Source organism: Enterococcus pseudoavium NBRC 100491 (assembly GCF_001544295.1).
In the GTDB taxonomy this organism is placed as follows: Bacteria; Bacillota; Bacilli; order Lactobacillales; family Enterococcaceae; genus Enterococcus_A; species Enterococcus_A pseudoavium.
This window is the reverse complement of the sequence record NZ_BCQF01000004.1, coordinates 104,740-118,886: the sequence shown is the minus strand read 5'-3', so window position 1 is coordinate 118,886 and position 14,147 is coordinate 104,740. Positions and strand designations below refer to the sequence as shown.

The following is a 14,147-nucleotide window of genomic DNA, read 5'->3' as shown; positions in this document are numbered from 1 at the left end:
AGAATGGGAGAATAATAGTATGAAAAAACAATTCGCAATCAATGGAATGAGCTGTAATCACTGTGTAGCAAATGTGGAGAAAGCGATTAATCAATTGGATGGAATCGACAAAGTAAAGATCAATCTAAAGAAAAATCAAGGTGTCATTAAATTCGATGAAGCGAAGGTTTCCGCCGATCAAATTGCCGCAGCAGTGACTGAAGCAGGGTATGAAACTGAGGTGATCTAATTGGCAGACGCAACAGTAGAAACATTTGCGATTACCGGTATGACGTGTGCCAATTGCTCCGCTCGGGTGGAAAAAGAGCTGAAAGCAACAAAAGGCGTGCTGGAAGCAAATGTCAATTTAGCTACGGAAAAGGCCACAGTCCAATTTGATGATACGCTGACCACGGAAAATTTGATTCAACGAGTCGAAGCGATTGGTTATGGTGCGATCCTCTTTGATGACGAGCATAAGCAGAAAATTGAACAAGAAAAGGCCGCACAGTTAAAAAAAATGAAACGTGACTTAGTTGTAAGTGCCGTCTTAGTAGCACCTCTGATGATCGCAATGCTTGCGATGTTATTAGGTAGCCATGCCGGATGGGTGCATTTTCTTCATTTGCCGCTCGTCCAGTTGATTTTAGTTATGCCGATCCAATTTGGAGTCGGCCAACGCTTTTATCGTGGGGCCTATCATGCCTTGAAAACCAAAGCACCGAATATGGATGTTTTAGTAGCAATGGGAACCTCAGCGGCTTTTGCGTTAAGTGTTTACAATGGCTTTTTCAATCTTCACAATTCAGACTTGTATTTTGAAAGTAGCGGAATGATCATTACCCTAATCTTGCTGGGAAAGTATTTAGAGCAGAAGGCTAAGACTAAAACCAGCGATGCTATTAAGCAGCTGATGAATTTGCAAGCTAAGACAGCAATGATTATTGTTGACGGCAAAGAAAAAGAAGTGGCCATTGAAAATGTCCAAGTCGGCGATATTCTACGTGTTCGTCCTGGGGAACAGATTCCAGTTGACGGGAAGATTCTGAATGGACAAACCACTATCGATGAGAGCATGTTGACAGGTGAGAGTTTGCCAGTCGATAAAAAGGTTGAGGATCAGGTTTTTGGTGGAACCGTTAATACGACTGGCAGCATCCAAATTACCGCAACGCAAGTCGGCAGCATGACTGTGCTCTCTCGGATTATCCGGATGGTAGAAGATGCCCAAGGAGAAAAAGCTCCAATCCAGCAGATCGCCGATAAAATTTCTAGTATTTTTGTTCCAACGGTATTGGGAATTGCTTTAGTAACCTTGATTGCTACCGGATTAATGAGCGGTGATTGGCAGCAAGCCATTGTTCATAGTGTTTCAGTTCTAGTGATTGCGTGTCCTTGTGCGTTAGGTTTAGCGACACCGACGGCTATTATGGTGGGAACGGGCTTAGGCGCAAAATCAGGGATTTTGATTAAAGGCGGCGGAGCTTTGGAAAAAATTGCTCATCTGACGACGATCGTTTTAGATAAAACCGGGACAATTACGGAGGGCAAACCAGTCGTCGCAGATTTTGAAGCTTTTGATCCCCAAGCTTTAGTTTATTTGACAAGTTTGGAGCAGCAATCTGAACACCCTTTAGCAAAAGCAATCTATCATTATGGAAAAGAGCAGGTTGAACTTTTACCCGTAGAAAATTTTGTGAGCCTGACAGGTCAAGGCGTGACTGGGAAAATTTTGGGACAACAATATTTTGTTGGTTCAAAACGAGGCTTAAAAGAGCGTAATATTTTATTTGCTGAAGAACGTGTGGTAGCGTTAGAAGCAGAAGGAAAGACAGTAATGTTTTTAACGGATGATGCTCAAGTTCTTGCGATGATTTCAGTGACGGATCAAGTCAAAGAGTCTTCAAAGGATGCAATTAAGGCATTGTATCAATTAGGACTTCAGGTAAAAATGTTGACCGGGGACAATCCCCAAACCGCTCGTTACATCGGCGAGCAAGTTGGATTAAAAGCAGAAGATATTGTTGCAGAGGTCTTACCTGAAGATAAAGCGCAAGTTGTCAAGGAGCTGCAGACCAAAGGTGAATCTGTCGGCATGGTTGGTGACGGAATCAATGACGCTCCAGCTTTAGCCTTGGCTGATATAGGGATTGCGATGGGCAGTGGGACCGATATTGCAATGGAAACTGCGGATATTACCTTGATGAACAGCGATCTTTTGTCGGTTGAAAAAAGTATCCGTTTATCCAAATTAACACTAAGAAAAATCAAACAAAACTTATTTTGGGCATTTTGTTATAACGTGATTGGGATTCCTTTTGCTGCACTAGGCTTTTTGAATCCAATTATTGCTGGAGGTGCGATGGCCTTTAGTTCAGTCAGTGTTTTACTGAATTCTTTGAGCTTAAATCAGAAAAAACTATAACAATTGTAAAAGAAGAGTTAAATAGGAGGCGGTTATCATGAAAGAAGAACAACGGGATGAATCAATGGAAATGGATCACTCGATGCATGATTCCCATGAAATGGATCATTCAATGAACGGGCATGATCAGCATAAAATGGACGCAGCTGAGCATCATCATGAGATGGATCATCGTATGAGTGGACATGATCACCATGAAATGGATCATGGCGGGATGGACCATTCGATGCACATGGGAAATTTCAAACAGAAATTTTGGCTCTCTCTTGTTTTAGCGATTCCGATCATCGTGCTGTCGCCGATGATGGGGATGCAGCTGCCTTTCCAATTTACTTTTCCTGGTTCTGAATGGGTAGTCCTCATCTTAGCGACGATTCTTTTTGTATATGGTGGTCAGCCTTTTTTAAGTGGCGCCAAGATGGAGTTACAAATGAAGAGTCCCGCCATGATGACTTTGATTGCCATGGGGATTTCGGTCTCCTATATGTATAGTTTGTATTCATTTATTGCAAATAAAATCAATCCCCATGAACATGTGATGGACTTTTTCTGGGAACTAGCGACGTTGATTGTGATTATGTTGCTAGGTCACTGGGTAGAAATGAGTGCGGTCTCCAATGCCAGCAATGCATTAAAGAAACTAGCCGAATTGTTGCCTGATGAAGTTAACAAGATCGCAGCCGATGGTTCGATTAATAAGGTCAAGTTGCAAGAAATTCAGCATGGCGACCTGCTACTTGTTCGCGCGGGCGATAAAATGCCAACGGATGGACAAATCATCAAGGGCTCAACTATCGTGGATGAATCAGCAGTGACAGGTGAGTCTAAAGGGGTACAAAAGTTGGTTGGGGACACCGTAATTGGTGGTTCCGTCAATGGTGATGGGACGATTCGCTTAAAAGTGACAGGGACCGGTGAGGATGGCTACCTTGCTAAAGTCATGGATATGGTGAAGCAAGCCCAACAAGAAAAATCAAAATTAGAGACTATTTCTGATAAAGTAGCAAAATGGCTGTTTTATATCGCAGCCCTTGCTGGTATTTTGACTTTCATTATTTGGTTGTTCGCAACCGATCTGCCGCAAGCGCTTGATCGGATGGTGACGGTGCTAGTGATTGCCTGTCCCCATGCCCTCGGATTAGCGATTCCTTTGGTCATTGCCCGTTCGACGTCGTTAGCTGCACAAAATGGATTACTGCTAAAGAATCGTCAAGCTTTGGAACAAGGCAATCAATTAGAGTATGTCTTTCTAGACAAGACGGGAACGTTGACTGAAGGCAAGTTCACCGTTACAGGTGTGGAAAGTTTGGCTAATCTGGACAAAAATGAAATTCTGAAATATATTGGTGCGCTTGAAGCCCAAACCAATCACCCCTTGGCGGTAGGAGTGATGAATTATTTGAAAACCGAAAAAATTGAAGCTTATCAAGCCCAAGACGTTTCAACCTTGAAAGGGATTGGGGTCAAGGGAATAGTGGAAGGGCATCAAGTCATTTTAGCCAATCAAAAAGAGCTCGAAAGACGGAATTTATCTTTTGACCAAGCCCGATTAAAAGATTATCAAGCTCAAGGCAATACGATCTCCTTCTTATTGATCGATGATCAACTGACGGCATTTTTTGCGATGGGGGATACGCTAAAAGAATCAGTGCAAGATTTTATCAAAGAACTTCGGGCGGTTGGAATTGAACCGGTCATGCTGACTGGTGATAATCAAGAAGCAGCTAAAGCCGTAGCCGATTACCTAGAAATCAAAGAATTCTATAGTCAATTGCTACCGAATGATAAGGAAAAGATCATCAAGGAATATACCGATCAAGGCAAAAAGGTGATGATGGTGGGCGATGGAATCAACGATGCGCCAGCTCTAGCTAGAGCCTCAATAGGGATGGCGATTGGTGCTGGGACCGATATTGCGATTGATTCGGCAGATGTCGTCTTGACTAATAGTAATTTACAGGACATTTTAAAATTTATCCGTTTAGCTAAAAGGACACATAGCAAGATGATCCAAAATCTCTGGTGGGGAGCGGGATACAATATTATCGCCATTCCACTAGCAGCGGGAATTTTAGCCCCAATTGGAATATTATTAAGTCCGGCTGTCGGAGCAATCTTAATGTCATTGAGTACAATTATTGTGGCAATCAATGCCATGACTCTAAACGTCTGATAAATATTCAGACGTTTTTTTTTTTGAAAAAAAGTTGAGAAAAAACTTATGGGCAATTTGTGCTATTTTGGAAGGAGAGATTTAGAAGACGAAAGAAGGGGAACAAGATGATCTGGCAATTTATAGCAAAAAAGAAATGTCGACGGCAACTACAACTAGTCGAATTACTGCAGCAAAAATGTTACTCGGTAGCGGAATTGGCGAAAAAGACCAAGGTAAGTACTAAAACAATCCTGCGGGACCTTTACGAACTGCAGAAAAAAGACTATGTGATAAAACGAAGATACTGGCAATTAAGAGAATGCTATGAAGCGAATTATTACGCGGTGCAGCGTAAAATTTTGCTGGAGAATCAGCATTTTCAACTTTTCCAGCAATATCTTTGGAATCGTGGTCCCCGAGTCAATCATTCTAAAATAAAGGAGCTCAATCACCAACTGTTGCGTTTTAATCTGTCAGTGAATTGTCAAACGGGCAGTTTGTTAGGAGCGTCGGCATTGATTTTTTATCTGCAATTACGGTATTTACGTGATTTTTATCAGCTTGAAGAAGCGGAACTTTATTACCAATTGGATCAAAAGTATCCAATGAACCATTCTTGTATAGTAAAAAAAGAATTGATTCCGGATGAACGTTTGTTGGCAAGATTTACACAAGAATTTGGCTTACAAGGTCAACTGGCAGGAGCCTTTTTTCTAGAGTATATAGGCTATCATTATCAAGGTTGCTCTGAATTTTATGATAGCCATCAAAAGCATCGAACGGGATTGTATCAAGAAAGCAAGCGGGCTATCGCCTTGATAGAGCAGGCTGTGAGTTGGGAGACAGAGGTGGCCAAACAAGTTTTTACAATTAAGCTATTTGAATTATTTTTGGGGATTCGGTGTTGTCTGCCGTTGGCCGTACTCAGCGAGCACGGCGAGCAAGTAGAAGTCGGAGAATTTTTCCTCAGGCTTAGCCGGAAATTGAAGCGAGCGTTGCCCCTTTTGAGTAATTGCCGAGTGGATGAATTGGCCTTTGCACTGGAAATGATTTTTTCTGCTAGTCATCATATCACGTTGTCACTACATCCTAATTTAAAATCGGCTTTAGTCATTCAAGAAAGGTTCCACCCTTTTTTTCCTTGTGATATCGGAAAGTGTAATGAAGATTTTTCTTCCAGAAAGGTTATGCTATAATGGTGAAGACCATGTGGATGGTACCATTTTTACGACCGTTTTTAATAGCTTTGTAAAAGGGTATTTAGCTGAAAGATAATAGTCGATTCTGAAAGACTATCACTATTTATATCGTAGGAGGAGAGCAGAGTGGGGTTGCGAAAATTAGATGTTCCGACATCTTCGATTACAGAGGTAAAAAAATCACCAATGGACGTTTTTGCTCAAGCTCGTAAAGCAGAGACCGGAGTCTATATCTTCAACCGTGAAAAAATTGCTGGTGTCATGCTGACAAAAGAGCAATATGAAGCATTAGTCGAGGAATTAAATACTTTAAGAGATACGCTATATCAGCCAGTCGAGCGTGAACTACCAGTTCCAGAAGAATTGGAAGAATTGGCGACGGCTTTAAGAACAACTTTAGCGAAGGGCTCTGTCATTTCTGCTCGTTATTTAGATGAGCGGATGGTAGCTACCGGCTTTATCACGAAAAAAACCGGTTTTGGTGGCGTGACTGAAATGATGAAGGAATTGGAAGATAGCGGCAAGATTATCTATCAATTACGTCGGCGGGAACACAACAAAGTTATCTACGCCGAAATCTTTGGTGAACCACAAGAGTTTCAACGGGGTTCGGCTGATAAATTAATGATCCGCAAAGTGAATTTGATCGAACGATAGACAGTCTAGACTGTCTATTTTTTATTCTTCCATTTTTTAAGCAACTATTTATTTTCCGCTTACTTTCAGCAAAATTAATTGTCTCTGAACAAACGTTCGAGTACAATAAGAATAACAGCAGTCAGTTGAAAGGAGGGTGAATCGAATGGCGGAGTTGGTTTTTCCTTTAAAAAATGATACGTCCCGCAAGATTATTCATATTGATATGGATGCTTTTTTTGCGTCGGTCGAAGAACGAGATGATCCAGAATTAGCTAAGCATCCACTAGTGATCGCCCGCCATCCTTCAGATACAGGCGGTAAGGGTGTTGTGACGACTGCCAATTATAAGGCACGAATCTTCGGGATTCATTCAGCGATGAGCGCTCAAAAAGCCTTTGAGCTGTGTCCACAAGCGATTTTCAAACCAGGGGATCATGAAAAATATCGAGCGGTTTCTCAACAAGTTCGGGAAATCTTTCGCCGCTATACGGATGTGATTGAACCTGTTTCAATCGATGAGGCCTATCTAGATGTAACGGAGAATAAAATTAATGCTCGTTCGGCAATCAAAATTGCCCGTTCGATTCAGCAGGACATTTGGCAGGAACTGCAACTGACGTGCTCAGCCGGAGTCAGCTATAATAAATTTTTGGCCAAATTAGCTTCCGACTATCAAAAGCCAAAGGGAATGACGGTGCTTTCCCCTGATGAAGCAATCATTTTTTTAAAGCAGCTACCAATTGAAAAATTTCACGGTGTCGGGAAGAAGACCGTTCCCAAAATGAACGAACTGGGAATTTTTACGGGAGCTGATTTATACCAAAAAAGCGAAATGTTTTTGATTCAAGAATTTGGTAAAATGGGTTATTCCTTATACCGAAAGGTGCGGGGGATTCACGATTCACCTGTCAGTGTGACTCGTGAGCGAAAATCAGTTGGTAAAGAACACACTTATGGGCGACCGTTAGCAACGGAAGAGGAAGTCTTGAGCCAACTGCGGCAGTTAGCAGAAAAAGTCGAGGGCGCATTGAAGCGGGTTCAACGTCATGGAAAGACGGTCGTTGTAAAGATTCGTTATACCGATTATACAACGGTAACTCGCCGGGCGACATTACCCTATTACATAGAAAAAAAGGAAGAATTATTTTCGCAAGCTAGTTTGATTTGGGAAGAGATCGGTGGAATCGAAAAAGGGATCCGTTTGGTCGGTATCACCTTGACCAATCTAGATCCCGTTGCGTATGAAAATATTGTCTTGCCGTTGTGGGAGGAGCGATCAAATTAGGTCGCTCTTTTTGATTTGTTCAAATGCCTTTTCGGAGTCATGCAATTTTTCCCAGATTACAACTTTGCCTTGGGCTAATGATTTTTTTACATCAATGATTCGTTGGTTGGCGCTGCCGCGAAATTGCAACATCAAGTTTTTTTGGCTAAGCTCAAAACGACCATCGACTAAAATATCAATCTTGCTTAACATTTCCAACTTATCTTCACTATCTTGCAGCAATTCCTCAAAAGTATAGCCGCTCCAAGACCAAATATCTTTCCGGTCACCAAATTCGGTCCGAATCCGATCAATTACTTTCAAACAAACTTGAGTGTTTAAAAAAGGTTCGCCGCCTAAAAAGGTTACGCCTTGGACGTAATCATGGGCTGTATCAGCAATCAACTGATCTTCTAATTCTTGAGTAAAAGGTTTGCCATAATGGAAATTTTGAGCAGCTGCATTGAAGCATCCTTCGCAGGCAAAGGGGCAGCCACTGACATATAAACTATTGCGAACACCTTCGCCATCGACGAAATTAAAGGGTTTATAGTCGGCAATATATTGTTGGCTAAGCTCGCTAGCTAGCCATTCTTTCGGTTGAGGATTACGCATCTTTTTCACCTTTCAAGTAAAACAGGGAGCGGCAAAGAGCGCCGTCCCTGTCTATTTCGATTAATTATTCTGTCTCGCTAAAACCAGACAAGTTATTTCATATGTTTGACACGTGACGCAATCTCTTCGTGGCGACCATGAACCATCGGACGTGCTTGCGGATTGCCTAAGTAGCCGCAAGTCCGTTTGACAACATCACAGGTTTTAGGATCATGATTGCCGCATTGCGGACATTCAAAACCGCGTTTGGTTGGTTTGAAGTCGCCTTCGAAACCACATTCGTAGCAGTGATCAATCGGTGTGTTGGTCCCTAGATAACCGATTCGGTCATAGGCATAATCCCAAACAGCTTCCAATGATTTAGGATTTTGTTGTAAAACGGGGTATTCGCAATAATGAATGAAACCACCTGAACAATATTGTGGATAATCTTTTTCAAAATCCAGTTTTTCAAAAGGTGTTGGATTTTTACGTACATCATAATGGAAGCTATTTGTATAGTAGTCTTTGTCGGTAATGTTTTCAACGACCCCAAAGCGCTCGGCATCTAAGCGACAGAAGCGGTCAGTCAAACTTTCGCTTGGTGTAGAGTAGACACTAAAGTGATAACCATATTCATTGCCCCAAGCATCTGCATGTTCTTTCAAATCTTTCATGATGTCGAGTGTGAATTCTTTGGCTTCGGGATTATTTTCCCATTCGCCGCCGTAAAAAGCACTGGCAACTTCATACAGACCGATATAGCCTAATGAAATAGTTGCTCGTTTATTTTTGAATAATTCGTTAACTGAATCGGTTCGTTTCAAGCGTTTGCCGAAAGCTCCATATTGATAAAGGATGGGTGCATTGGCTGGTGTTGCTTCTTTACAACGATCGATACGGAAAACTAGGGCATCTTTGGCGATTTGTAGACGTTCTTCTAATAGCGACCAGAATTTATCTTTATTTCCACTGGATTCCAGTGCGATTCGCGGTAAGTTTAAGGTCACAACCCCAAGGTTCATTCGGCCAGCATTGATTTCTTCACCTTGTTCATTTTTCCAACCTTGTAAGAAGGAGCGGCAGCCCATTGGTACTTTGAAACTGCCTGTTAATTCAATCAGTTTGTCGTAATTTAAGATGTCTGGGTACATCCGTTTAGTAGCACATTCCAAAGCTAATTGTTTAATGTCATAGTTTGGATCCGTTGGTTCTAGATTCGTACCGCGACGTAAGGTGAAAATCAGTTTAGGGAAGATCGCTGTCCGTTTTTCACTACCTAGCCCTTCAATTCGAATTTGCAAGATTGCTTTTTGGATCTCACGTTCAAACCAATCCGTTCCAAGACCAAAGCCTAGGGAAGTGAAAGGAGTTTGGCCATTTGAAGTGAAGAGTGTATTGATTTCATATTCTAAACTTTGCATCGCATCGTAAATATCTTTGCGAGTTTTTTGTTTAGCGAAGGCTTTCTGCTTTTCAGGAGTGTCGATCCATTCTTCCGCATCTTTTAAGTGTTTTGCGTAGTTTAGACGAGCAAACGGAGCTAGCAACTCATCCGTCCGATCGGCCGAACAGCCGCCGTATTGACTTGATGCCACATTGGCGATAATTTGCGAGATTTGTGCCGTTGCCGTTTGGATTGATTTAGGACTTTCAACTTCGGCATTACCAATCTTAAAGCCGTTGTTCAACATGCCTTTGAAATCAATCAAACAGCAGTTTGTCATTGGTGTGTAAGGATGATAATCCAAATCATGGTAATGGATATCGCCTTTTTGATGCGCGTTGGCCACGTGGGGTGGCAACATTTTTAAACCGATCGATTTGCCGACGATCCCTGCAGTCAAATCACGTTGGGTGTTAAAGACGTCACTGTCTTTATTGGCATTTTCATTCACGACGGTTTGATCTTTATTGATTAATTTACCAATCGTAAAGTTAATATCCGTTGCTTTGCTGCGTTGGAAATCACGGCGCGTCCGATAATTGATGTATTCTTCCGCCAATTCATATTCATTGTGTTCTAATAGCGTATGCTCCACAATGTTTTGAATTTCATAGATTTTAATATCACTAGTAAAACGTTCAGAAATTTCTGCGTCTACGCGCTCAACGATTGATTGGATACGTTCATGAGTTAAGGGATCGACTGTTCCTTTGATTTTGGTCTCTGCTTTAATTAAAGCATCGTAAATTTTTTGATCGTCAAAGGCTGCATGGCGGCCATCTCGTTTAACGACTTTGATATTTTTTAACGATGGCTGGTATTTACTGATTAATGAATCTTTTGTATGAATCTCCATCATGACAAACAACTCCGTTTCATTTAAGTTCACTATCAATCATATAGCATTTATGATCTTCTTGCAACGATATATAGTGTTGTTTTTTTGTAAAAAAATAAAAACACACCATATATAGTGTGTTTGTTTACTGGGAAAGATAAGGAGGCTGATTAGATCAAGCTTCTTGTCAAAATAAAATAACTAAAAAATATTTTTCCTGAATGTGAAAAATTTGTAAGTTGATTGAAGGTCGTTTCACATAAGAATTCGACCTTTCTATGATACCATAAAAGAAAAAAATTAGATGTAAAAAAATGATTTCAAGTAAATTAATTAAACTTCTTTTTAAAAAGCCAAGTAGTTCAATTTGAGGTAGGTGGAAACTAGTGAAGAAAATGATCGAGGTACAGCATCTTAGTAAAAGTTTTGGCACGCGTAGCAACAAAGTCACAGTCTTGAACGATTTAAATTTTAAAGTCGAGCAGGGGGAATTTGTCGGAATTATGGGCCCCAGTGGCGCGGGAAAGACGACCTTAATGAATATCCTTTCAACTATTTTATTACCGACAATGGGATCGGTTAAAATAGCAGGTTCGGATATTACCCAAATGCGAGAAAAACGGTTAACCGATTTTCGCCGCGAGAAGTTGGGTTTTATCTTTCAAGAATTCAATTTGATTGATAGCTTGACCGTGAAGGACAACATTATTTTACCATTAACGGTCAGCAAACTTTCTTATGCTGAAATTGAAGAACGCTTGCTCCGGCTGACCAAAATTTTAAAGATCGACCATATTTTAGCCCGTTATCCCGAAGAAATCTCTGTTGGTCAGCAGCAACGTACTGCGGCCGCACGGGCATTAATCAGCCGTCCGATGGTTTTATTTGCCGATGAGCCTACGGGATCGTTGGACTCTAAAGCTGCTACCGAATTTTTAAACTATTTAGATGAAGTTAATCTGCATGAAGAGACAACGATCTTAATGGTGACCCACGATGCTTATACTGCTAGTTATTGCAATCGCGTACTGTTTATCAAGGATGGCCGTTTTTTCTCAGAAATCGTCCGTCGCTCTTCCCGTAAAGCTTTTTTTGAAAAGGTGATTGATATGCAGGCGACCATCGGTGGAGGTGGGAAAGCCAATGCTGATTAAGATCATTTGGCGCGGCTTTAAGAAGCAGTTATCAAATTATTTGGTTTTTTTCTTCAGCTTGATTTTTGCAGTAATGGTCTATTATTCCTTTACGGCAATGACTTATGAACAGCCTTTGATCCGCAGTGCTGGGAAAAATACTCAGCTGGTCGGAATGTTAGGCTTTGGAAGTTTTGCTGTTGTATTAATCCTGTTGTTCTTTATGGCAAATACGAATCGTTTTTTTATTGAGAATCGCCGCAAAGATATCAGTATCTTTCATTTATATGGCTTGAATTATTATCAGATCTGTTTATGGTTTATTATGGAGATTTTCTTTATCGGCATTTTTTCTTTTGGAGTGGGAATCGGACTAGGGGTCTTATTGTCGAAACTATTTAGTATGATCTTAGTCAAGGCGATGGATCTTCCATTGCAAGTCCACTTTTTCTTTTCGACCGATGCAGTGATAGTCACAGGACTGGTGGTTCTTTTCATTCTAGTCGTTGTTTCCTGTCAGATTTTGTGGCTAGTCTCAGGTTATAAATTCTCGCATTTAAAAAAGCAGTCGTTACGGAAGGTTCAAGCGATGGAATTGCCCCTCTGGCAAAAGGTAATGGGAGTTGTTGGAGCGCTGTTTCTTTTAAGCGGCTGGGGAATCGCCGCCGCCTATATTATGTTTGCCAGAAGAGTGAGTGACTATTTCGGTTTAGTAAAAGGAAATGCTCTGTTGATGGGCAGTATTTTTTTATTATGTGTGATAGGAAGCTATCTTTTTTTTGCTTTTACACTCCGCTGGTACAATTCCTATCGGCCTAAGCGATTAATTAGAAATCTTGGTGTCCTGTCAAGAAGTGAATGGCAATTGCGCCTGTTTAGCGAATGGCGTTTTTTTGGCTCGATCACCGTTGCATTGGGTTTAGCTTTGGCAATTTTAGGCGGAATGGCAACAGTAGTTTCGTTGGAGATGCGTTCAGTCAATGAAATCGCTCCGACTTCATTGTTGATTACACAAGAAAGTTATCAGAAGTTTGCCACAAAGCTACAAAAGACGTTACCGTATCAACGGCAATCCTTGCATTTTAAAGCAATCCCGGCGAAACAAAGCGTGGAAATTTCCGGAGAAGGAACCAACTCTGAACCGGAAATCATGGACTTAGTTGCTCTTTCAGATTATCGCGCTTTTCAAAAAATGAATTCGACCTTACCGGATATTCACTTAAATTCAGCTGATTCAACGGTGGTTCTAAGTTCTTATCAGCGCTATTTAAATGATTACACACGCTACAGTAAAATTATTAACTTAAAACAAGGCGAACTAAAGGTCCAAAAAATTCATCCCAATTTTTTTGGGGACATGAATTTACGTTACGGTACGAGTCTGATTGTCGTTTCCGATGACACATTTAAAGCGATCCCTGGTATTTCCTATACGATTGAAGCGATTGACGTTGAAAAACGTTTTGAGAATCAATTGAATCAGTTGGTTCATGAAAATTTAAAAGGGGATTGGGCTTATCCGATCCATTATAATCTAGCTTGGAAAAATCACCAGATCGTTGGAGAAATAGTCGAAGGAGAAGACGGGAAGGATGAACAGGCAACGATTTATCGCTCAGAATATACTTCTTTTCAAGAAATTTATCGTTCAACCCGCAGTAGCTTGGGTTTGGTATTGTTCGTAGTAACTTTTGTGACCACGACGTTTATTATTACAACCGCCAGTATGGTGACTTTGCGACAGGTGTCAGAATTCAAGCAGAAACGTAAACAATATCGTTTGTTGCAACACATGGGAATCCCAGATAAAGTCATTTCCCGCGAAATTAGTCATGAAAATCGCGTGGTGTTCTTTAATCCGGCAATATTAGCGTTGATTCATAGTATCTTAGCAATATCAGTTTTTTCACATATTGCTAAAAATGCTAACTATGGTTTTGTTTACTTATTTTGTGGATTGATGTTAATTGTCTATGCTTTATTCTATTGGATAACGAATATTTATCAGAAGAAACTCTTATAAAGAGCGAAAGACTATACCAGAAAATTTGGTATAGTCTTTTTTTGCTCAGAACTAAGCCGCTGAAAGCTGATTAACAGGAGCAAAGTAGAAAATTCTCCTTAACTGAATTATAAACTGATTTGCTAGGTGCCAGCAAAACGCCCAAAGAAAATGCGGGAAAGACAATGTTTATCAAGCGTGTGACAAAACTGTTCGTTTGAAAGCGGTCTATGTAAGAGCAATCGGTGGTAGATTTTTTGAGTCGTTCTATAATACTAATCAATAAAAGAAAAAGAGAGGGCACTTGGATGAAAGATTTTTTAAAGGGTCCGACGACTCGCGATTGGTTAAGCTTCATTGGGAAGACGATTTTTTACTTTGTCATTCTCTTGATACTGATTTATTTATACCATTATAAAAGTATTCAAGGTGGCAACTTTATTTACAATGAATTTTAGACGAGAAGGATTTA

11 protein-coding genes are annotated in these 14,147 nt (G+C 40.7%); 9 read left to right on the top strand and 2 right to left on the bottom strand.

Annotated elements, in window-relative coordinates:
* Positions 1 to 19 precede the first annotated feature (19 nt).
* The 6 genes from copZ to dinB all read left to right on the top strand — a co-directional run bounded on the left by copZ (position 20) and on the right by dinB (position 7,682).
* On the top strand, positions 20 to 229 hold the full coding sequence (copZ, locus tag EP1_RS03460) for a copper chaperone CopZ (RefSeq protein ID WP_067623458.1): 210 nt from the start codon (positions 20 to 22) through the stop codon (positions 227 to 229).
* Positions 230 to 2,404, top strand: coding sequence for a heavy metal translocating P-type ATPase (locus tag EP1_RS03455; RefSeq protein WP_083507479.1), 2,175 nt, complete (start codon positions 230 to 232; stop codon positions 2,402 to 2,404). It begins immediately after the preceding gene.
* Between the two features lie 37 nt (positions 2,405 to 2,441).
* On the top strand, positions 2,442 to 4,577 hold the full coding sequence (locus tag EP1_RS03450) for a heavy metal translocating P-type ATPase (RefSeq protein ID WP_067623455.1): 2,136 nt from the start codon (positions 2,442 to 2,444) through the stop codon (positions 4,575 to 4,577).
* A gap of 107 nt (positions 4,578 to 4,684) precedes the next feature.
* Complete coding sequence (locus EP1_RS03445; RefSeq protein WP_067623452.1) at positions 4,685 to 5,755, top strand: DeoR family transcriptional regulator; 1,071 nt, start codon at positions 4,685 to 4,687, stop codon at positions 5,753 to 5,755.
* A gap of 129 nt (positions 5,756 to 5,884) precedes the next feature.
* Positions 5,885 to 6,415 (top strand): prevent-host-death protein, encoded by a 531-nt coding sequence (locus EP1_RS03440; protein ID WP_067623449.1) that lies wholly within the window; start codon positions 5,885 to 5,887, stop codon positions 6,413 to 6,415.
* Between the two features lie 145 nt (positions 6,416 to 6,560).
* Complete coding sequence (gene dinB, locus EP1_RS03435) at positions 6,561 to 7,682, top strand: DNA polymerase IV (protein ID WP_067623446.1); 1,122 nt, start codon at positions 6,561 to 6,563, stop codon at positions 7,680 to 7,682.
* On the opposite strand, the gene nrdG is transcribed toward dinB, so the two are convergent.
* Together nrdG and nrdD are read right to left on the bottom strand one after the other, a co-directional pair.
* On the bottom strand, positions 7,674 to 8,276 hold the full coding sequence (nrdG, locus tag EP1_RS03430; protein ID WP_067623443.1) for an anaerobic ribonucleoside-triphosphate reductase activating protein: 603 nt from the start codon (positions 8,274 to 8,276) through the stop codon (positions 7,674 to 7,676). The genes dinB and nrdG overlap by 9 nt on opposite strands.
* Positions 8,277 to 8,368: 92 nt before the next feature.
* Complete coding sequence (nrdD, locus tag EP1_RS03425; RefSeq protein ID WP_067623441.1) at positions 8,369 to 10,561, bottom strand: anaerobic ribonucleoside-triphosphate reductase; 2,193 nt, start codon at positions 10,559 to 10,561, stop codon at positions 8,369 to 8,371.
* A 365-nt stretch (positions 10,562 to 10,926) separates the two neighbouring features.
* On the opposite strand from nrdD, the gene EP1_RS03420 reads away from it, so the two are divergent.
* The 3 genes from EP1_RS03420 to EP1_RS03410 all read left to right on the top strand — a co-directional run bounded on the left by EP1_RS03420 (position 10,927) and on the right by EP1_RS03410 (position 14,133).
* Positions 10,927 to 11,694 carry an ABC transporter ATP-binding protein gene (locus tag EP1_RS03420; protein ID WP_067623440.1) on the top strand — a complete coding sequence of 256 codons (768 nt, stop codon included), beginning with the start codon at positions 10,927 to 10,929 and terminating at the stop codon, positions 11,692 to 11,694.
* A complete protein-coding gene (locus EP1_RS03415) occupies positions 11,684 to 13,696 on the top strand; it encodes an FtsX-like permease family protein (protein ID WP_067623438.1) in 2,013 nt (670 codons plus the stop codon). The genes EP1_RS03420 and EP1_RS03415 overlap by 11 nt, the downstream gene beginning before the upstream one ends.
* 287 nt (positions 13,697 to 13,983) lie before the next feature.
* The gene (locus EP1_RS03410; protein WP_067623433.1) at positions 13,984 to 14,133 is read left to right on the top strand and encodes a teichoic acid D-Ala incorporation-associated protein DltX; all 150 of its coding nucleotides are present in this window, start codon (positions 13,984 to 13,986) and stop codon (positions 14,131 to 14,133) included.
* Positions 14,134 to 14,147 lie beyond the last annotated feature (14 nt).